A 20,192-nucleotide genomic window follows, 5' to 3' on the forward strand; every position below is an offset into this window, starting at 1 on the left:
TAGCCTGATATGCTATCGTTACTAGAATAATTGTCACTAAGCAATCACAAATCGTCCATATTTTGCTAAGATTGTGCTAAGTTTATATTTATAAAGCCTAACTGTTTGGGCGTTTTTTTATGTCATTATTGTCACTGTCGTTGTAGAGGTTATATTGCAAAATCGTCGCTATCACGTTCATATAATATGCGTAGCTCATGAGCAGCCGTTGGTATTAGACGGTTTGGCAGTGTTTTTTCAATCTCGTGCATTCTTAACTTATGATGTTTCACCTAGATTGCCACAAGCTTCTTTATATGGGCGACAATCTATTGATGCGTGCGATTACGCAATCGTCGTCATCGGTGACAGCTATGGCACGACACAGAATCTAGGTGTTAGCCAAATGCATTTGAGCTATTTAAGTGCAAGAGCCAAGCTTAAACCTATGTTTGTGTTAGTGAGATCTCAAAACCGCACTGCCGATATAGGTCGTCAACTACACGACTTCACCCGCTTAGTGGAGCAACAGGTAGAAGACATCTATTATTATGATGACAATACCAATATTGATGAGCTTTTGAAGATCGCTTATGACAATGCCGTTGCCAAATTAAATGTGATAGCAAGTTGGACAAAAAAAGATCGTAGTGTTAAAGACGCTATAACTCAAATTCAGGTAACGCAGCGTAATTCTGCGTCGAAGTCGAGCACTTTTACTAATGCAAGTCGCAAGTCTGATGAGGATGATAAACTCATTAGCCCACCAGTCGAGATTATTGATGCAACGGATAACATCACGCAATCTATTGATTTGTCAGAAAAATTCGATATGGAGTACAGCGCTCAAGCTTATGAAGGTGGTAACTTAACCGATATCACAATGTCCACGAGCCTGACTTGGGAGCAAATATTACATGCGCTGGCACGTATGCCTGGGGCTTTTTCAAATCACGGCTTGCAAGGCTGCTTAAATCGTCTAATTACTATTAAGGCAGATAAAGATATCAAAAAAATGATGCCGAATGTCCATGCAGTTTCACGCTGCCAAATTGCCCAAAATGATTTAATTAAACTACAAAGCCTATTAGTGGCTGCTAACTGGATTCAATTAACAGCTTCAGGTGCAAGGACATCACAAGAGTTATGGAAACTGACTTTTTATGCCAAGAAAATATTTAAAGACAGCAGTGCACAATAATCACATCAAAGCTTATAGTTTGAATCACTCTAATCATCTCATCGTTAAAACTTATCTTTTAGAATAAGTAGACAAAAGTAGCAAGCATCACAGTTGATGATTGTAGATGATGACAGGCTACGTTTTGTAATACAAAGCATACGAGGCAGTAGTTGTTAATCTATTACAGACTAGCGATAATAAGTTAATAGATAAAGTATATTCTATCAAATAGCACGCTGCAGATAATATTTATAAATATAAAAACTTATAAAAAGCGATTTTGCAAAACTTTTGAATACTAGACCAGCTATGTTGAACTATTAAAGGAGAGTATAATGACTAACTCTAAGCATGACGAGCTAAACCATGAACTTGATGGCTTAGAAAAAGCAATGCATGATGCCGATCAATTTCGTACACTAGAAGAGCAAGTGGCAGACATGAAGCGCCGCGGCATTGATCCTACAAAAGTCTACAAAGACTTGGATAGAAAAGAAGAAGATGCTGATTGGGGTGATGCAACTTGGAAAGAAAACGGTAAGTGGGAACCCAAGACACCAGCTGATTTGGACGAGAAAGCTCGTGAAGAATGGGGTGGTGACAACGGTAAGCCAAATCCGCCTCCTATCGTTTAAGTCCTTCTAGTTATTGATACTATTCACGAAAGCCTTAATACAAGCCTTTTGATGAATCGAAAGATGAAAAAGCCACGCTATGAGTAGCGTGGCTTTTTTTAGTTTAATATATTAATACTTACAACTATGACCCTTCATCAACTCTGATTAAGCGCGTTACGCCATCACTACCAACTACGCGGCGATAACGAATGTTGCTTGTAGGCTGGTTTGGTGATGCATATGAAGGTGTGCTTGGAGTAGTCGTTGTCTGCTGTTGAATCAATTGGCCCATACGATCAGCAGGCGCTGGTGTTAGTGGCTTACTATTTGCTGGCTGACCATACTGGTTGCTGCCTTGAGCGTTACTAGAAGCAGAGTTGCCCATAATCAAACGGTGAAACTTTTGTCCCGCACGTCCATCAGCTGGAAAAATACCACGGCTAGATTGATACTGCTGAATTGCGGTACGCGTGTTATCACCGATGATGCCATCGACGCCGCCAATATCATAACCTGCATCTAAAAGCGCTTGCTGGATGTCTTTGGCTTGCTGACGGCTAATACCTGGATCATCAGTCGGCCAAGCGGTGATAAAGTCAGTTTTGCTACTGTCCTCGCGAGTGATTAAATCAGATAAATGTGCAATCGCAAGCGCGTAGTTTTCTGAAGCATTGTATGAGTAAAAAGTATCGAAGTTTTTACCGACTAAAAATGCAGGGCCTTCAACACCCGCAGGTAATAGCAAGCCTACGCTACTTAAGTCATAAGGCAGTGGACTGCCATTAGCTAAAGTTAAGCCTTGATTACGCCAGTGGCTCATCGATTTTTTATCTTTACGGTTGGATGCTGCCCAATAGCCATCGGGAAGTTTGACTTCATAACCCCAAGGCTCACCAGTACGGTAGCCGCGATTGTCCAAGAAGTTGGCAGTAGAGGCCAGCGCATCGGGTACGTTATTGACCAAGTCGCGGCGACCATCGCCATCAAAATCGACGGCCAATTCTAAAAAAGTACTCGGCATAAACTGTGTCTGACCAAAAGCACCGGCCCACGAGCCAGTCATATCACTTGGTGCAATGTCACCGTTTTGTACGATTTTGAGCGCATTGGCAAACTCACCTTGAAAGTAGCTTTGGCGACGATCAAAACAAGATAGCGTCGCAAGCGATTCAAATAACGGCTTTTTGCCTAAAGTTTGTCCAAAGTTGGATTCTACGCCCCAGACGCCGAGTACATGCTCGGCTTTTACGCCATAACGCGATTCGATTTGACGGAGCGTATCGCTCCATTGACGCTTGGCACGAATACCATCTTCGACGCGCTCTTTGTCCACTAACGCTGACAAATAGTCCCAGACGTCTTTTTGAAACTCTGGCTGATAGTTAAGCGATTGAATGACGCTAGGGTCAGGCTGAGTAGGACGATAATTGTTAAAGGTATAGCTGTCGACACCGCGAAACTTGCTGGAGTTTTTTAGTCTGTCCAAGCACTGTTGAAACTCGCTATTGGATAAGTCAGGCGCGGGCGGACGAGCGGCTTGCGCGGTGCTGGCAAGACTAAAGCCGATGGCAGCCGTTAATAAAGAGAGCGTAGATAAGGGAGTCATGCGCATGAAAATATCCTATAAATGGTAAGAATGACCGGATGGACAAAACAATCAAGAGTTCAATATGTTAGTAATGTTTTAGAGTAACCAATATTAAAGATAAAGAAAAGGTTTTAAAGGTATCGAAATGCTTGGTTGCTATAAAATGATGTAGGTGTGAAGTTAGGAGTCACGTTTGAATAGGAATGACAAACGCTATATATTTTAAGGTCAATAATATTCTAACTATAGCCAAAATCAATCACTCAAAACATCATCCAACTCTTCAATAAAGCTGCGAATACGCTCAGCATTTGTGCCCAAATCGCTACCACCAACCCGTGATTTACTACGAATATCGACCAGACGTTCGCTACCTTCGTCAGTCACGCGTATGACAACATCGTCTTTAAAGCCAAACCACATCGTAGTATCCGTCGCTTCAACGATACCTGCGCTTGTATCAGTACTTATAAGCTCCCAACCCAGATTATCAGCGGCTTGTTCGGTAGCTTTTATTAGTTCAGACTTTGATTGAGTATAAGTTAAGGTTTGTAGTTCAGGATAGGCTTTGCGTTGTTGCTCTGCGGTTTCTTCGCCAGCGTATTCGACTGGGTTTGGTGCATCAGCGCGTAGTGGGGCAATAGCTACAAACTCAGGTGGGTTGATCAAATCGGTTGAAATATCATGGATAGGCGGTACGCTTTTAGCAGTATTCATCATGCTAAGCGGAGTAATAATAGCAACCGCAGCAAGTACGACTGCTGTGAGGGCACTACTAAGTCTGACCGTGTCACGTTTGAAGAATACTTGTATACCTAACAGGATAAGAGCAGCGATACCAGCGAACATGCCAAATTTGAACCCTGCAAAGGCAGTACCTAAGTCGAGAATACCAAATTTATAAAGCGGACCTGGTAATGCGACCAGCAAAAAGGCGATTAAGCTTACGAGACTGACTAGAATTTTCATTAGACTTCTCCGTTATAAATGAATCACTGCTTAACCATTATTTGATTATTGCTTAGTCATAACACTAACGAATCTTACTTATTGTTCAATAGCCAAATATGCTCTGTCACTGCCAACTCCGGCGCTGAATGTATACTTGTAATGATGCTCTCAAGCTCAGTAATTTGATAATAATTAGCATAATACTGCTGTAAATGTGCGTTACTAATTGAAAATGGTGGTCCATCCTTTTTACTTTGGTCATAATTCAACGTTAGCAAAATCTGAGCAGTATTACTACTTAGCTCTCGTATTTGCTTACTATATTGCGGACGCATATCGGACGGCAGAGCAATCAATGCCGCTTTGTCATACACGGCATCAACGTCACCGATATCTGCAGCTGTCAGCGCAAAAATATCAGCAACCCATAGCGTGATGGTTTGTTCTGCAAGCTGACCTTGGTAATATTTGATCGCTGGATTATCCGTATGCTGATGGACAGTAGGGGAGGTTTTTTGCTCAGCAAAAAATTCTTGGACGGCGGTCTCTACCAATTCAACGCCAACCACCTCATGGCCTTGTGCTGCTAGCCAAACCATATCAATTGACTTACCACATAAAGGCACAAAGATTCGGCTACCAACAGGCAAGTCTAAATGATGAAAGTACTTTATTAATAATGGATTAACCTCAGATTGATTAAAACCAATACGCTTCTCTTGCCAGCGCGTTTGCCAAAATTCAGGGGTCATACATTCGCCTTTTTACGTTTAGGTTGATACTATCAATTATTTTTACAATCACATAAGCGACAATTGAGTGACAGTATTTGAGTGATAATGCTAGAGATAGTAAAAAGCCAAACACTTATATGATAAGCATTTGGCCTTAATTAAATACTTCGCTAGAAATCTCTTACGAATGAATAATTTTTTATTCAATCCAGTGTTTAGCTCACCATATATTTACTAAATTCTTTGCGTAATTTGGCAAGCTTTGGTGGTATCGCAAAGTTGCAATAGGCTTGCCCTGGATTTCTATTAAAGAAGTCTTGATGAGACTCTTCTGCCCTATAGAACTCCATAGCAGGATGTACTTCTGTGACGACATTGACGCCCATATCACGTAGCTTATTGATGGTACGATCGACGGTTGGTTTTTGCTCTTCGTCAGTGTAGAACACCACGCTACGATACTGGCTACCGACATCGTTGCCTTGACGATCCATCGTAGTGGGATCATGGGTGGCAAAGAAGACATCAAGTACTACTTCCAACGGTACGACACTCTCATCAAACTCAACCTTGATAACTTCGACGTGTCCCGTGGTGCCGCTACACACATCTTCATAGTTAGCAGAAACAGCGTCGCCACCCATATAACCTGATACAACAGATTGCACGCCTTTTACTGACAAAAATACGGATTCGGTGCACCAAAAGCAGCCACCGCCTAAGATAATGGTTTGCATAGTTTTTCCTATTATTATACCTGTTGTTATAAAGATGAGCTAAGGTCTGTATTTGGTTATAATGCTTGCATTTTTCAATGACAGATTACTTTTAATAACTTGTTACTTTCGATAACTTATTATCCTTAGCATTACTTAAACAGCTTAGCAAGCAAGCCTAACGTAATAAGTAACAAACAGTAATGTTATAATGGGCTTTTGCTACGATAATTCGTTCAAAACTAGAAATCAGTAATAATCACAATAAGCAAACAAGCACCGCTAAAAGCCTTTCAACATAAGTTCTATTATCAACAAACGAGTCACACCATGAGCCAATCTAAGCCTGCTATCAAGCATGACACTTTATTTGATAAACCCTTTACCACGCCACTTGATAAAGCGGCGCGCTTTTCTTTTGATGAGCAAGTGGTGGCTTGTTTCCCTGATATGATTCGCCGCAGTGTGCCAGGTTATGGTCAAGTGCTGGCGATGCTCCCGATATTCGCCCGTCGTCATTGTAAGTATCGTCAGCAAAACGATAATGGTCAGCGTGTCAGTCGAATTTATGATTTGGGCTGCTCACTTGGCGCGGCCAGTATGACGCTGGCAGGTGAGTTTGAGCCGCAAGATTTACAGATTAAAGCCATTGATATCTCGCCTGCGATGACGACTGAAGCGACTACTTTACTCAAGGATAATTATCCTGAACATGACATCGAAGTCATCACCGCTGATATTCGCGATATCAACCTTGAGCCATGTGACATGGTAATCTTAAACTTAACCTTACAGTTTTTGCCGGTTGCAGATAGAGTTGCGGTTTTGGACAAGGTTTATGCGGCGCTAGAGGAAGGCGGCATCCTGGTGCTGACCGAAAAGACCCATGCACTTGATGAGCAGTACGATGCGTGGTTGGTTGAGCGTTATTATGACTTTAAACGCGCCAACGGTTATACCGAAATGGAAATTAGCGGTAAGCGCAATGCACTAGAAAATGTCCTTATTACCGATACTTTGGATGAGCATCATCAGCGTTTAAGCGCAGTTGGTTTTGCGCGGCATCTAACGTGGTTTCAGTTTTTAAACTTTGTCTCTATCGTAGCGTTTAAGTAGCTGTTTAACTTATCGACTTATCTTTTTATCCTTATCAAACATGGTCTTTTATGCTTAACGATACTATCCTTCATGCCGAACGTGAACTGTATTTAACCTTGCTAACACTCGCTCAGCAGCAGCCGAACGCTTATGAATGGCTAACCCAATTACCAACCTGGCTGGGTGATATAAAAGACAAAGCCAACTACGCGCATGCGCCTGCTTACCAAGCGTCGGTGGCGCGTTTGCCAGAACTGACCGTCAATAATGTCGCTTTGGACAGCGACGTGCTGACGATTGAAGCGAATCTTAGTGAGTCTCAGCGCAAACAAACAACGGCATTGCTCAAGCAGCTGATGCCGTGGCGTAAAGGGCCTTTTCAGATCGGTGGTCAAATCGGCGATGATGCGTCAGGTATCAAGATCGATACCGAGTGGCACAGTGATTGGAAATGGCAGCGAGTCGCACCGCATTTGGGCACCTTAAAAGGACGGCGCGTGCTCGATGTCGGCGGTGGCTCAGGCTATCACGGTTGGCGTATGGCAGGGGCTGGCGCGGAGACGGTGATTATTATTGATCCGTCTTGTTTGTTTTACCATCAGTTTATGGCGATTCGGCATTTTGTCGGCGCGGCTGATAGTTATAAAACGCATTATATCCCCGTCCCACTCGAAGCCTTACCTGAGCACAGTCAGCTGTTTGATACGGTGTTTAGTATGGGGGTGCTCTATCATCGTCAGTCACCCTTTGAGCATTTGCAACAGCTAAAGGGGCAGCTGGTCAAAGGCGGCGAGCTGGTGCTTGAGACGTTGGTAATCGAAGGCGATGCCAATACTGTACTAGTGCCGCATGACCGTTATGCGCAGATGAACAACGTGTATTTTTTACCGTCGGTAGCGGCATTAATCGGCTGGCTAGAAAAGGCAGGGTTTACGGACGTGCGCTGCGTTGATGTAGCAGTAACTTCAACTGAGGAGCAGCGTAAAACCGAATGGATGACTTATCATTCGTTAGCCGACTTTTTAGACCCCAATGATCCTACAAAGACCGTTGAAGGTTATCCTGCACCGATGCGCGCGACTATCATTGCCAAGAAATAGCGTGATAAATGGTGTTGCTTTTAGCACATCGCTTTTGAGACTTAGTTCAGTGTTTTAAAGTATGCTTATCGGTATGACTGCCCACTAACTATTAAGTTGTTTTTTACACTTATCAATAATCAAAGGTTAGAGTAGCCATTTATCAAAGGCAACTTCTAATAATATTTTAAGCACAAAGCCCATAAAGCCAGCTCCTAGTGCTAAAAATATCCAAAAAGTACCCGCACGGCCCGCTTCGGACTTTTTGGTGATGTCCCAAACAATAAAGAATAAGAAGGCAATAAATATAGGTAATAGTACGTACAGTCCCCAACTGGTGACGGTACTAGCGGCAATAGCAAACATGGCATAGTCCTATAAAGTGGTAACGTGCCCTCTATTTATATCTGTTATTTTATAGCTTTTTTTATGATAGTCGCCCTAATAAAAGCTTACTACTGCTCATGATATGAGCGGTAATAAATATAATGAACGACACATAAATAGAAGGGTACAATACAAACAGTTATTATAACGCGGAAATAGACGGGTATAAACTGCTGCTGCTGGCGAGGCAACAGGAACGCTACAATTAACATGACTGCTCCGTCAATACGAATGACCAACGTCACTCAAAACATTGCACTTGGATGACATTAGACTGAGCGAAAAAGGCAAATTGGTCTTTTGTAGATACTCGCTGTTTTAGTGATAAGATTTTGGCGCTAATTTCGGCGCAAATGGTGCAATAACCTGTAAAGATTGTTATATTTATAGGTTATTTGTCTTTTTATATTATTCTATTTCTTCAAATGTCGGGCGCTATTATAATAAGCAGTTATCCACTGCGCGCATCCACTCATTTCTTACTGTTTTTTGTTGTTTATTTAACTGAGTTCACATCCTTATGTCACAAGCCCAAATTGATACGCTAACATCGCTATTTAATGATGCGATTCACACCCTACAAGCAGATGGCACGCTGCCAAATGACTGGCAAAATAACAGTCAAATTACTCGTACCAAAGACCTTAGTCATGGTGATTTTGCTAGTAACATCGCGCTTACAGCTGCCAAAGCTGCTAAAGCCAATCCACGTCAATTGGCCGAAAAGATCGTCAACGCACTACCTGACAATCAAAATATTCGCCAAATAGAAATCGCAGGCCCAGGGTTTATTAATGTTTTCTTAAACGCAGAAGCTAAGTTTGCCGTGTTAGACGATATTTTTAAACAACAAGAGCGCTTTGGTTTAAGCGATCAGTTTGAAGGACAAAAAGTACAAGTTGAGTTTGTATCGGCCAACCCGACGTCAAGTCTGCATGTCGGTCATGGGCGCGGTGCAGCATTTGGTATGAGTGTTGCAAACTTGCTCGAAGCAGTTGGTTATGACGTCACGCGTGAGTATTATGTCAATGATGCCGGTCGACAAATGGACATTTTGGCGACCAGTACTTACTTGCGTTATTTAGAAGCCAATGGCGAGCAAGTCACGTTCCCAGTTAACGGCTATCAGGGTGAGTATGTCCGTGACATTGCCCAAACACTAAAGACACAACATGGTGATAGTTACGTACATAGCTTTGCCCAAGTCGCTAAAGAAGTCGCAGAAGATGCGCAGTTTGAGGTAAACGCTGATGGCGAAAAGACACTGTTATCCGGTGACAAAGAAGCGCATATTGATGGCTTGATTCATAATAGCAAAACCTTGCTTGGCGATAGCTATGAGCTGTTTTTAAATGCAGCGCTTAGCAGCATTTTGGCTGATATCAAAGATGATTTAAACGACTTTGGCGTACGCTACGAGTGCTGGTTTAGCGAAAGAGCGATTGATAGCGAGATTGAGCCTGCCCTGCAAGTATTGGATGAAAAAGGTTATTTGTACGAAAAAGACGGTAATATTTGGTTTAAATCGACGGACTTTGGCGATGAAAAAGACCGTGTGGTACGCCGTGCCAATGGTCAGACGACTTATTTCGCCTCTGACATTGCTTATCATAAGAATAAATTTGATCGTGGTTTTGATAAGGTTATCAATGTTTGGGGCGCAGATCACCATGGATATGTACCGCGAGTAAAAGCAGCATTATTGGCGCTTGGTATCGATGCTGAACGTCTTGATGTTGTATTGGTACAGTTTGTGGCCTTATGGCGTGGTAGTGAAAAAGTGCAAATGTCGTCACGCTCTGGTAAGTTTGTCACCTTACGTGAGCTACGTCATGAAGTAGGTAATGATGCGGCGCGTTTTTATTACGTAGCTCGTAAGCCTGAAGTACACGTTGATTTTGATTTGGAGCTTGCCAAATCACAAAGCAAGGACAATCAAGTTTATTATATCCAGTATGCACATGCGCGTGTTTGCCGAGTATTGGAGAAGCTACAAACCAACGGCTTGGCGGTAAACGATACAATTGGTTTGGAAAATCAAAACCTGCTCACGGCTCCCAGCGAAGATGAGCTTATTAAATTGCTGGCAGGATATCCTGCGACATTGTTGAGATCTGCAACGGGTTACGAGCCTCATGTGTTAACCAATTATCTAAAAGAGTTGGCAGCGCTGTTTCATGGCTGGTACGACAGCAATCGTATCTTGCCTGTGAGCTTAACGTCAGGTGAAACACCAAGCCAAAGCGAGATTGATATGATGCAAGCACGTTTGCGCTTATCTAAAGCGGTGCGTCAAGTATTGGCCAATGGGCTTAGTTTATTAGGATTGTCTGCACCGTCTAGTATGTAATATAAGCATAGACGTCAAAGCGCAATAATTTGATTACGTTAGATTCAGTAGGGAGATAAAGATCCATGCTAGCCAAAAAACCTAAAGGTGCGACAGAAAAGCGCAAATCGAGTAGCGTATCAGGCTTATTATGGATGTTAGTCGGGGCCATATTAACGCTTATGATAGGGGTGTTTTTATACCTGTCACCATTATTTGATTTCAGTCCTGCTGATAACACTGCTGGTACAGATACTGATCGGCAAGTGCAGCCGCGTGTTGATACTGACACCGATAATAGCGATTATGAATTCTATGATATCTTGCCAAATCAAGAAATGGCTACTATCCCTGATGAAGACCTTAATGAGACAGGTCAACTAGGGGATTCAGGAGCTTTTGAACCTGATGTCGTGGTCACTCAACCTGAAGATAGCTCTGGTAGCAGTAATGATGACCTGGGTAACTTTGGTATCTCTGAAAACACCACCATTGAGCCCAGTCGCGGCAACAATGCAGCAAATAGTGATAGTGACAATGATATTGTTATTGTTGAAGAAAATGCGACCTATGATGGGTCAACGCCTGCTAGTAACAACGGCAACAGTAACTCTGCTAACCGTGCCAATAACACAGGTACAGGCACTGCCAGTATACAACCAGCTAAACCTGCAACCACTTACATTTTGCAAATCAATAGCTTCGGTGATGCTGATGAAGCTGATCGCCGACGCGCTCAAGTATTGATGGCTGGCGTTGACGCTAGAGTGGTAAAAAATACTACTGGTAACGGCTTGCCCATCTATCAAGTTATTTCGCGGCCGATGAACACTCGTCAAGCAGTGACGACGGCACAGCAGCGCTTACAGAATAATGGTATCGATTCTATTATCGTTGAGCAGCGTCGTTAGTTTGGACTGCTTATAAGTTTCCTATAGTTTGTTAATGATTAAAAAGCGTCGCAATGGCGCTTTTTTTATCTCTCGTGTTTAGTAAAACTTTACTTGGTTGCTTTATTATATTTTGATAATCGAAAAATCCACAAAGAGTATGGCTATGACTGCATCTAACTCCGCCCCATCTGTCAATATGTTTAAAGCATTTTTTCAAAAGTATTTTATCGATGCTTTTACTGGTATGGCTCTAGGGCTATTTGTCACCTTAATCGCTGGCCTTATCATCTCGCAAATTGGTGGCTGGTTAGACTTACCAGCCCTTATCGCTGTCGGTAAACTGGCTTCTATTTTGATGGGCGCTGGTATCGGAGTGGGTATTGCCTATTACCTCAAAGCACCAACATTGGTTATGCTAAGTTGCTTGGTGGCAGGTATGCTCGGCGCCCATTCTGAAGCATTAATGGCGGGGACGCTCTTTACACCGCAAGTGAGCGGTCCGGCAACTTTTGTCGCTTTACCTGGCAACCCGATAGGGGCATATTTGGCATCGGTATTTGCTTATCGCGCTGGTACATGGGTCGCTGGCAAGACTAAGCTTGACATTCTATTAGTACCACTTGTGGTGTGTGGTATCGCGCTATTGGTCTGTGCGCTACTCAATCCACCTATCGTCGCTGCTGTTGATGCTATTGGACAAGGTATCCAAGCCGCCACTGAGCTACAACCGTTATTAATGGGAATCGTGATAGCAGTTGTGGTTGGCATTTTACTGACGCTACCAACCTCAAGCGCAGCTATCTGTATCGCTATCGGGCTTGGCGGGCTGGCAGGCGGGGCGGCGGTGGTGGGCTGCGCGGCGCACATGATCGGCTTTGCCGTGGCGAGCTTTAAGGACAACGGTGTCAGCGGGGTGGTCTCTCAGGGGCTTGGCACCAGTATGCTACAAATACCTAATGTACTTAAAAAGCCATTAATTTTATTGCCAGCCGTTGTCGCTAGCGCTATCGTCGGTCCTATTGCGACAGTCGGCTTTGGGCTGGCATGTACCGCAACTGGCGCTGGCATGGGTACGGCGGGGTTGGTCGGGGTGTTTGGCGTCATCGAGGCCTCGCAAGGACTGATGAGCACCGCACAGCTATGGACGGCGATTGTGTTATTGATGTTTGTGCTGCCAGCCGTGATTGCCGGTATCGTCGCTTATGTGATGCGGCGTATGGGCTGGCTGGTAGAAGGTGATATGAAGCTACCTTAAATATTACTATGATGGTTATGCATACCGCAAAAAAGCCCAGTTATTTATAGCTGGGCTTTTTATCTGAGTCCTTTTATTGTCTAAACCACTGACCTTTATTAACGGCGTACATCAACAGGCGCGCCGCCTTTTGGCCAATCTTTGTCTTTGTTGGCTTTGACAGGGCGCGGCAAGTGGGTAAAGTAGCTGGCCACATCGATGGCTTCTTGATCGGTTAGGGTATTGCCTTGACCAAACGGCATTTTACCTTTCACAAAGGCTGCTGCCTTATAGGTACGTGCCATACCTGCGCCGTCGTTGAATGAGTTTTCACCAGCGACGGCAGGATATACGTAGGTGCCGTCGTCATTGTATTGACCTTCACCATTTTCACCATGACAGGTGCTACAGGTATTGGCAAATATCTCCTTGCCTTTGACGGGGTCTGGGGTCAGTGTGTTGTCAATCTTGACAAACCCACGGCCTTCTGGCGATACCTTAATAGGCATATCTTGTGATAGCCATGTCATATAAGAGATAAAGGCATTCATCTCCTCTGAATCTAGATCCAGTGGCGTGCCGTTCATCGAACGCTGTAAGCAGCCATTGACCCGTTCTTGTAACGAGTTGACGCGAGCATCACGCGAGCGGTAAATCGGAAAGATACCCGGTAGGCCATTCCACGGTGCGGCATAGGCTTCTGAGCCATTGGCTAAGTGACAGCTGGTACAATTGAGCTTGTTGCCGACGTTATTTGGCAGCTCTCGGTACGTATGATTGGCAAGCTCCAACCCTCGGCGGACAGCGGCGCCATATTCATTATCAGGGATGGTCGACTCATCTGGCATGCTGATGTTTAGTTTGGCACCGGGGTTTGCGGCCATGTCGTTTTTAATCTCAGCGGCGCGTGCTTCAAGCGATTTGACGCGGGCGAGGGCTTCTGCTTCTTCGACACGGTCCACCGCCTTGGTCTCTGAGTCGCTACAGGCCGTGATGCCAGTGGCACCGACAGCCACGATAGTCGCCAACAAAAAAGGCGACGGTATTGCTAGAAATGTTTTCACTGGAATATCCTTATTATAAAAGATAATATCTGAATATATATTTATATGGTAATTTAACCGTCATGCTGATAGAACTGTGCCTAATCTAGGTCTGGAGTAAGTGCTGTATCAATAAAAAAGCAAGCCGGATATTTAGCCGGTAAATAACAATATAAATAGATAATAAGCAGTAAGTTGCTAGAAACATAATTGTAGCAAATATAACGTGTTAAAGTATATAAATACGTAAAGTGTCACAGTTTATGCGCAAGCGCTTACCCGCTAATAAGGTCAGAATCGTCAATCATAAACGCAATGCTATAGATAGCGACAAACCGAAAAAAGGCGCTTAACCACACATGGGTTAAGCGCCTTTTTTTGACAATTCTAAGTAAAATCAGTAGGTAACTGTACCATGTGTGAGGAGTGTCAATTTTTCTTGCTGCGCCTACGCCGATAGAGGCGCTGCCAAACTGCTCCCAGTCGTACTGTGTCTGTTTTATAGGGAGGTAACTCCAGATAGAACAAGAAAAAATCATCTGCCATGATTGGGTTTTTTGGCACGTCGCGGTTTTAGCTTGCGAGATAACTTATTGACGTCGTTTAACACTTGACTATATCGCGCTGGAAAGATGCGCTGTACGGCATCGATCATTTTGGCATCGTTGCCAATCAGGCAGCGGCGCTGGTTGGTCGCGGCCGCCTGCAAAATGATCCAAGCGGCATCACTGGCATCGAACTTCAAAAACTTATTAAAACTTCTGATGGCTTTTGGGCCAGTACGCATGCCAATATCGTTTATGCTGTCATTACCACGCGCACTGTTGGCGATATTGGTTTTAATACCTCCTGGATGGATACAGGTCGCTGACACGCCGCAGCGCTGAATATCTAACTCTTGACGCAGGCTCTCGGTAAAGCCGCGCACTGCAAACTTGCTAGCGTTATAGGCGGATTGTGAGGGCTGGGCGGTCAGTCCAAAGAGACTGGAGATATTGACGATATGACCATGCTCAGAAAACTGGCGGGCGTTTTTGTCTGTGTGATTGCTATTGTCCGTTTCAGTGGCTTTGACACTATTTTTAATCAAAGGCAGAAACGCCTTGGTGCCGTAAACCACACCCCAAAAATTAATATCCATCACCCATTCAAGCTCGCTGATGCTACTGCCCTCTACGGTAGAATATAGCGCCACGCCTGCATTGTTAAAGATAAAATTCACTTTGCTATGATCGCTCATGACATCAACGGCCCAAGCTTCAACCGCTTTATTGTCTGAGACATCAAGTATTGTTGTAGTCGCCTTAATATCGTAACCAACCAGCAAATCCTTGGTTTGGGCCAATTGCTCAGCGTTGATATCGGATAGCGCAACATGACAGCCCATTTGCGCTAAATGAATGGCAAGCTCACGTCCCATGCCAGAACCTGCACCAGTAATAGCGGCAACATGATCTCGGTAATAAGGGGTGATGTCATGGTCTTGATTAGATGAAAAGGGCAGGTGTTGGCGTAATGAGCTTGCCATAGTAGTAACGTTATTCAGCATGGTAAACAGTCCTTTGTCACAGTTATTAATGGTCAGTCCAATATGAAAAAGATACAGCGGGACTGGGATGAATTTTTTGCAGCCCCTGTCTGCGTAGGCACAGCAAGCCAGAAAAATTTATACCAGTTTCGCGTTATTAAATAACGTAGCCATTTTATTTAGTAACGACTATAGTCATTAACGGTCAGTATCTAAACTCAAGATTAAGTTAAACGGTAGCAATTAAATATAATGATGAAAATGGAATAACTACATTAGCATGATTTTAATTTTATCTACTTCTCATTAATAGACGCTGCTGTCATTTTTGGTGTAACGGACATTTTGAGGATTTGGTGAAAACAAATAAACAGACATAAAAAAAGCGTCTTAGCATGAAATGCTAGACGCTTTCTCTACAATAATAGCCAATTACTTGTGATTAACTGTCTTAACTAAACAATAAATTAAGCAATCTTAGGTGTTTTACCTTCGTTGATAACCTGCTCATCAACCATTACTGTTTTGGCGTTCTTCATTGATGGTAGCTCATACATAGTCTCAAGTAGAGCGTTTTCAACGATAGAGCGCAGACCACGGGCGCCCGTCTTACGCTCCATTGCTTTTTTGGCAATTGCATCAAGCGCTTCTTGAGTAAAGCTAATGTCAGCACCTTCCATATCGAACAAGTACTTATACTGTTTTACCAGTGCGTTTTTAGGTTCAGTTAGGATCTGTACCAGTGCTTCTTCGTCAAGCTCCTCAAGTGCTGCCAACACTGGCAAACGACCGATTAGCTCAGGAATAAGACCAAACTTAATCAAATCTTCTGGCTCGACTTGTTGGAGCAAATCTGAGCTGCGGCGACTGTCATCTTTTGAGCTGACATCAGCGTTAAAGCCAATGCCGCCTTTTTCAGTACGCTGCTGAATCACCTGATCAAGACCTGCAAATGCCCCACCAACGATGATGAGGATATTACTGGTATCCACTTGAATTAGCTCTTGCTGCGGGTGCTTACGTCCACCGTGTGGCGGGATAGCAGCGACTGTACCTTCGATAAGCTTGAGCAAGGCTTGTTGCACACCTTCGCCTGACACATCGCGCGTGATAGACGGGTTATCGCCTTTTTTACTGATTTTATCAATCTCATCAATATAAATGATACCTTGCTCAGCTTTGCTCACATCATAGTCAGAGGCTTGTAATAGCTTTTGTACAATGTTTTCTACGTCTTCACCGACATAACCAGCTTCGGTTAAAGTAGTGGCGTCCGCCATCGCAAAAGGTACATCTAGTAGACGTGCTAAGGTCTGCGCAAGTAAAGTCTTACCAGAACCAGTCGGCCCAATCAGCAAGATATTACTTTTAGCTAGCTCAACCATTGCATCATCAGCACCGATTTTAGCTTTTTTACTATCATTAGCTAAGGTTTGGCTAACTTTTAGACGCTTATAATGGTTGTAAACAGCAACAGACAGTGCTTTTTTGGCAGCGTCTTGACCGATGACGTACTCATCAAGCTTGGCACGCAACTCTTTAGGAGTTGGCAGTTTTTTATTGACCCATGAGGTATCAATTTCGCCATCAGAGTCATTATCAGTTGCGCTATCAGCGATTAGATCTGTACATAGTTCAATACATTCGTTACAGATATTGGCATCGTCAGCGGCAATAAGCTGCTTAACTTCGCTTTTGGCTTTGCCACAAAACGAGCAATGCGGGTTGTTATCTTCTGCCATATAAGGCACTCCTAAAATTTAAAGCTTATAAATATTTGGCGTGTGTCCATTACAGCCCAAACGCCAAGAGTTCAGGCCGAAGGGAAGTATCAGTCAATACTACAAAGAATCCGGGCGGCGCTCTAACACTTCATCAACCAGACCATACTCTTTGGCCTCACGGGCATCTAACCAAAAGTCACGCTCAACGTCTTTTTCGATCTTCTCTACTGGTTGACCAGTACGCTCAGCCAAAATCTCATTTAAGCGCGCGCGTGTTTTTAGAATTTCACGAGCGTTAATTTCGATATCTGTTGCCTGACCTTGAGCACCACCTGAAGGCTGATGAATCATGACACGAGAATTGGCTAGTGCATAACGTTTGCCTTTTTGACCAGCGGCCAATAGGAAAGAGCCCATGCTGTAAGCACCGCCCATACAGATAGTCGATACTTCAGGTTTGATAAAATTCATAGTATCAAAAATAGCCAAACCTGCACTGACTGAACCACCTGGTGAATTGATATATAAATGGATATCTTTATCAGGGTTTTCAGCTTCTAAAAATAGCAGCTGTGCGACGATTAGATTGGCCATGTGGTCTTCGACTTGACCTGTCAAAAATATCACACGCTCACGCAGCAAGCGCGAGAAGATATCAAAAGAGCGTTCACCGCGTGACGACTGTTCGACAACCATAGGCACCAATGCAGCTTGAGGTGCATTTTGCATGCTTTGCACATCGTTGTGCGCACTCATTAGCATATCAAAATGAGGGTTGGCGGTGATGCGATCATAATCTGTCATAAAATGTCCTATAAACAAGTGTATAAAATAGAGTTCAAAATGAGCTAAGGGTTTGTCATGCTACAGTCTAATAATGGTATGCAAAATAGTGTATCAGACAATAATATATAAGCGTTATTAAGTATTAAGCCTTATTTAATATAAACACTTCGTAATCAACAACCATAGTAATTAATAACAACAACTGACGCTATGATAACTGGTTTAATTATGAGGCTGTATTAATTTTCAGTTAACTTCAACAATCAATAGTAATACTCAATGACTTGGCACCTAAAATAATCGGACTTCTACGTTTGCGTTTATACAAACCCTAAAAAGTAGCGATTAAACGGACAGCGTGACTCACAATAACAATTTAAATGGCTGTACAAAGAATGGTTTCCTATTGATAGGGTGTTTGTGCTCAATTATCAAGGGGTAGCCTCATAAACCACGAATAAAAATGCCCCAACAAATCGTTAGGGCATTCTTGTTACACTCTAATTCAATAGCGCAAAAACGCTAATTTACATAGCTTGTTGCTGTTGTTGCTGAGCGGCCAGTAAGTCTTGGTAGCTAACTTCTTTGTCAGTTACGTTACCTTGATCAATGAGATAATCAACCACTTGGTCTTCTAATACAACAGACTCGATGTTGGCGCGTTGCTGCTTGTCATTGGTGTAGTACTCGATGACTTCGCTTGGGTCTTCATAGTTTTCTGCAGCTTCTTTAATGAAGTTCTCAACACGCTCTTGATCTACTTTAAGGTTTTGTGTGTCGATAACACGGGCAACGATGATACCAAGACGGGCTGCACGTAGTGCTTGCTCTTCAAATAGTTCATTTGGCAGCATGTCTTTATCAAAGCTATCAGCACTAGCGCCAAACTGCTGAGAAAAACGCTGCATCATCATGTTGCGTTGACGCTCGATTTCTTGCTCTAGCATGGCGTTTGGTACGTCAAACTCGTTCTTTTCTAGCAAGGCATCAAAAGTCGCTTGCTTGACTTGGCTACGAGCCGCGTTTTTGATTTCGCGCTCCATGTTTTTACGTACGTCTTCTTTTAGCTTATCAACGCCGCCTTCGGTCACGCCGAATAACTCTAGGAACTCGTCGTCGATTTCAGGTAGTTTTGATTTTTCGACCAGTTTTACGTTGATTTTGAACTGTGCTTCTTTACCCGCTAGGTTTTCTGCTTGGTAATCTTCTGGGAAGGTCACATCGATGACTTTTTCTTCGCCAGCTTTCATGCCTTTGATGCCCGCTTCAAAACCTGGGATCATCTGGTTGCTACCGATAATCAATTTAAAGTCTTCAGCTGAGCCACCTTCGAACTTCTCACCATCAATTGAACCTTCAAAGTCAAAAGTCACTTGGTTATCTTTGGCTGCCATGCCTTTTTTCTCGACAAACTCTTGACGCTGCTTTTGCAAGTTTTCGATCATAGTATCGACGTCTTCATCTTTAACAGTCGCGGTATGACGCTCAACTTCGATCTCATTGATACCCTGAACGTCAACTTCTGGGAAGATTTCGACAGTCGCTTGATAAACTAAGAAGTCGTCTTCTAATTTAACATCGTCGATGTTTGGCATGCCAACGGCGCGGATGTCTTCAGACTTGATTGCTTCAAACACGGTATCGCGAATCACATCATTGATCACTTCTTGCTGAATACCAGCACCATACTGTGAACGGATATGAGACATTGGAACGTTACCTTTACGGAAACCGTCAATCTTGGCAGTCTTCGCCACTTGACGAATACGGCCTTCAACTTTATTTTGAATTTTTTCAACAGGAACTTTCACCGTCAGCTGGGTTTCTTTTTCCGACAGCTTGTTGGTTGTGACTTGTAAATCTGTAGCCATGTTAATTACACCTTTATGATTAAAATAACAGGCAATCGCCCCTCTAAATATACAAGGGTTATGCCGATTGCCATTGGAATGAATAGGGGCACTAAAGTACTTATGTTTCGATACTGATAGGTTGGTCATCAGATAGTGCAAATAACACCATCTAATATCCAATACTGATAATTCAAAACCAATCTTCTCTACCAAAAGCGTTGCAATGACTGTTGCACTGTCATACGTTGTGCATTTATAAACATTGTGCTTTTGTAAATGGTACAGTCGACCAGAAACTTGCAATAAAATTTTAAAAGTAGAACAGTATAATCTATCTGTTAATTAAAGTAAAAGCTATCTGTCAGGATGGACGGTAAGCAAAAGTACTAGTAAACGAAAGCACTAATAAAGATGCTTTAATAAACAAGTATAGAAAGTTAAGACTAAAAACTTATTATCATATAAAAAAC

The 20,192-nt window shown here is 43.2% G+C and carries 17 protein-coding genes; 7 read left to right on the top strand and 10 right to left on the bottom strand.

Features of this window, described 5'->3' with window-relative positions:
* The first annotated feature begins 154 nt into the window (after positions 1-154).
* Positions 155-1,180, top strand: coding sequence for a DUF4062 domain-containing protein (locus BTV98_RS12520; RefSeq protein ID WP_075103715.1), 1,026 nt, complete (start codon positions 155-157; stop codon positions 1,178-1,180).
* A gap of 317 nt (positions 1,181-1,497) precedes the next feature.
* Entirely contained in the window at positions 1,498-1,797 is a 300-nt protein-coding gene (locus BTV98_RS12525; protein ID WP_075103716.1) for a hypothetical protein, read from the top strand.
* 124 nt (positions 1,798-1,921) lie between these two features.
* Here BTV98_RS12525 and BTV98_RS12530 read toward each other — a convergent pair whose 3' ends face one another.
* The 4 genes from BTV98_RS12530 to msrA all read right to left on the bottom strand — a co-directional run bounded on the left by BTV98_RS12530 (position 1,922) and on the right by msrA (position 5,789).
* Entirely contained in the window at positions 1,922-3,391 is a 1,470-nt protein-coding gene (locus tag BTV98_RS12530) for a lytic murein transglycosylase (RefSeq protein ID WP_075103717.1), read from the bottom strand.
* A gap of 231 nt (positions 3,392-3,622) precedes the next feature.
* On the bottom strand, positions 3,623-4,336 hold the full coding sequence (locus BTV98_RS12535; protein ID WP_075103718.1) for a DUF1499 domain-containing protein: 714 nt from the start codon (positions 4,334-4,336) through the stop codon (positions 3,623-3,625).
* A gap of 74 nt (positions 4,337-4,410) precedes the next feature.
* Positions 4,411-5,070: a thiopurine S-methyltransferase gene (gene tmpT, locus BTV98_RS12540; protein WP_075103719.1), complete on the bottom strand. Its 660-nt coding sequence runs from the start codon at positions 5,068-5,070 to the stop codon at positions 4,411-4,413.
* A gap of 197 nt (positions 5,071-5,267) precedes the next feature.
* Positions 5,268-5,789: a peptide-methionine (S)-S-oxide reductase MsrA gene (gene msrA / locus BTV98_RS12545; protein ID WP_075103720.1), complete on the bottom strand. Its 522-nt coding sequence runs from the start codon at positions 5,787-5,789 to the stop codon at positions 5,268-5,270.
* Positions 5,790-6,098: 309 nt separating this feature from the next.
* Between msrA and cmoA the strand changes: the two genes are divergently transcribed.
* Positions 6,099-6,884 (top strand): carboxy-S-adenosyl-L-methionine synthase CmoA, encoded by a 786-nt coding sequence (gene cmoA, locus BTV98_RS12550; protein ID WP_075103721.1) that lies wholly within the window; start codon positions 6,099-6,101, stop codon positions 6,882-6,884.
* 50 nt (positions 6,885-6,934) lie between these two features.
* Positions 6,935-7,966: a tRNA 5-methoxyuridine(34)/uridine 5-oxyacetic acid(34) synthase CmoB gene (gene cmoB, locus BTV98_RS12555; protein WP_075103722.1), complete on the top strand. Its 1,032-nt coding sequence runs from the start codon at positions 6,935-6,937 to the stop codon at positions 7,964-7,966.
* Positions 7,967-8,092: 126 nt separating this feature from the next.
* Here cmoB and BTV98_RS12560 read toward each other — a convergent pair whose 3' ends face one another.
* Positions 8,093-8,311, bottom strand: coding sequence for a DUF2788 domain-containing protein (locus BTV98_RS12560; RefSeq protein WP_058369544.1), 219 nt, complete (start codon positions 8,309-8,311; stop codon positions 8,093-8,095).
* Between the two features lie 541 nt (positions 8,312-8,852).
* Here BTV98_RS12560 and argS point away from each other — a divergent pair.
* The 3 genes from argS to BTV98_RS12575 all read left to right on the top strand — a co-directional run bounded on the left by argS (position 8,853) and on the right by BTV98_RS12575 (position 12,809).
* Positions 8,853-10,682 (top strand): arginine--tRNA ligase, encoded by a 1,830-nt coding sequence (argS, locus tag BTV98_RS12565; protein ID WP_075103723.1) that lies wholly within the window; start codon positions 8,853-8,855, stop codon positions 10,680-10,682.
* Between the two features lie 65 nt (positions 10,683-10,747).
* Complete coding sequence (locus BTV98_RS12570) at positions 10,748-11,572, top strand: SPOR domain-containing protein (protein WP_058369542.1); 825 nt, start codon at positions 10,748-10,750, stop codon at positions 11,570-11,572.
* Between the two features lie 145 nt (positions 11,573-11,717).
* Positions 11,718-12,809, top strand: a complete 1,092-nt coding sequence (locus BTV98_RS12575; RefSeq protein ID WP_075103724.1) for a PTS transporter subunit IIC — start codon at positions 11,718-11,720, stop codon at positions 12,807-12,809.
* Between the two features lie 98 nt (positions 12,810-12,907).
* On the opposite strand, the gene BTV98_RS12580 is transcribed toward BTV98_RS12575, so the two are convergent.
* The 5 genes from BTV98_RS12580 to tig all read right to left on the bottom strand — a co-directional run bounded on the left by BTV98_RS12580 (position 12,908) and on the right by tig (position 19,740).
* Positions 12,908-13,852 (bottom strand): c-type cytochrome, encoded by a 945-nt coding sequence (locus tag BTV98_RS12580; protein WP_075103725.1) that lies wholly within the window; start codon positions 13,850-13,852, stop codon positions 12,908-12,910.
* A 514-nt stretch (positions 13,853-14,366) separates the two neighbouring features.
* Positions 14,367-15,380, bottom strand: coding sequence for an SDR family oxidoreductase (locus tag BTV98_RS12585; protein ID WP_075103726.1), 1,014 nt, complete (start codon positions 15,378-15,380; stop codon positions 14,367-14,369).
* 446 nt (positions 15,381-15,826) lie between these two features.
* Positions 15,827-17,101 carry an ATP-dependent protease ATP-binding subunit ClpX gene (gene clpX, locus BTV98_RS12590; protein ID WP_058369946.1) on the bottom strand — a complete coding sequence of 425 codons (1,275 nt, stop codon included), beginning with the start codon at positions 17,099-17,101 and terminating at the stop codon, positions 15,827-15,829.
* A gap of 99 nt (positions 17,102-17,200) precedes the next feature.
* Positions 17,201-17,839, bottom strand: coding sequence for an ATP-dependent Clp endopeptidase proteolytic subunit ClpP (clpP, locus tag BTV98_RS12595; RefSeq protein WP_075103735.1), 639 nt, complete (start codon positions 17,837-17,839; stop codon positions 17,201-17,203).
* 557 nt (positions 17,840-18,396) lie between these two features.
* Positions 18,397-19,740 (bottom strand): trigger factor, encoded by a 1,344-nt coding sequence (gene tig / locus BTV98_RS12600; protein ID WP_058369945.1) that lies wholly within the window; start codon positions 19,738-19,740, stop codon positions 18,397-18,399.
* Positions 19,741-20,192: the final 452 nt, after the last annotated feature.

It is taken from the genome of Psychrobacter sp. Cmf 22.2 (genome assembly GCF_001921745.1).
GTDB lineage: Bacteria > Pseudomonadota > Gammaproteobacteria > Pseudomonadales > Moraxellaceae > Psychrobacter.

Bases quoted from the DNA above. Each gene is read 5' to 3' on its own strand.
- BTV98_RS12525 (WP_075103716.1), top strand. From the start codon at position 1,498: ATGACTAACTCTAAGCATGACGAGCTAAACCATGAACTTGATGGCTTA.
- BTV98_RS12530 (WP_075103717.1), bottom strand. From the start codon at position 3,391: ATGCGCATGACTCCCTTATCTACGCTCTCTTTATTAACGGCTGCCATC.
- BTV98_RS12535 (WP_075103718.1), bottom strand. From the start codon at position 4,336: ATGAAAATTCTAGTCAGTCTCGTAAGCTTAATCGCCTTTTTGCTGGTC.
- tmpT (WP_075103719.1), bottom strand. From the start codon at position 5,070: ATGACCCCTGAATTTTGGCAAACGCGCTGGCAAGAGAAGCGTATTGGT.
- msrA (WP_075103720.1), bottom strand. From the start codon at position 5,789: ATGCAAACCATTATCTTAGGCGGTGGCTGCTTTTGGTGCACCGAATCC.
- cmoA (WP_075103721.1), top strand. From the start codon at position 6,099: ATGAGCCAATCTAAGCCTGCTATCAAGCATGACACTTTATTTGATAAA.
- cmoB (WP_075103722.1), top strand. From the start codon at position 6,935: ATGCTTAACGATACTATCCTTCATGCCGAACGTGAACTGTATTTAACC.
- BTV98_RS12560 (WP_058369544.1), bottom strand. From the start codon at position 8,311: ATGTTTGCTATTGCCGCTAGTACCGTCACCAGTTGGGGACTGTACGTA.
- argS (WP_075103723.1), top strand. From the start codon at position 8,853: ATGTCACAAGCCCAAATTGATACGCTAACATCGCTATTTAATGATGCG.
- BTV98_RS12570 (WP_058369542.1), top strand. From the start codon at position 10,748: ATGCTAGCCAAAAAACCTAAAGGTGCGACAGAAAAGCGCAAATCGAGT.
- BTV98_RS12575 (WP_075103724.1), top strand. From the start codon at position 11,718: ATGACTGCATCTAACTCCGCCCCATCTGTCAATATGTTTAAAGCATTT.
- BTV98_RS12585 (WP_075103726.1), bottom strand. From the start codon at position 15,380: ATGCTGAATAACGTTACTACTATGGCAAGCTCATTACGCCAACACCTG.
- clpX (WP_058369946.1), bottom strand. From the start codon at position 17,101: ATGGCAGAAGATAACAACCCGCATTGCTCGTTTTGTGGCAAAGCCAAA.
- clpP (WP_075103735.1), bottom strand. From the start codon at position 17,839: ATGAGTGCGCACAACGATGTGCAAAGCATGCAAAATGCACCTCAAGCT.
- tig (WP_058369945.1), bottom strand. From the start codon at position 19,740: ATGGCTACAGATTTACAAGTCACAACCAACAAGCTGTCGGAAAAAGAA.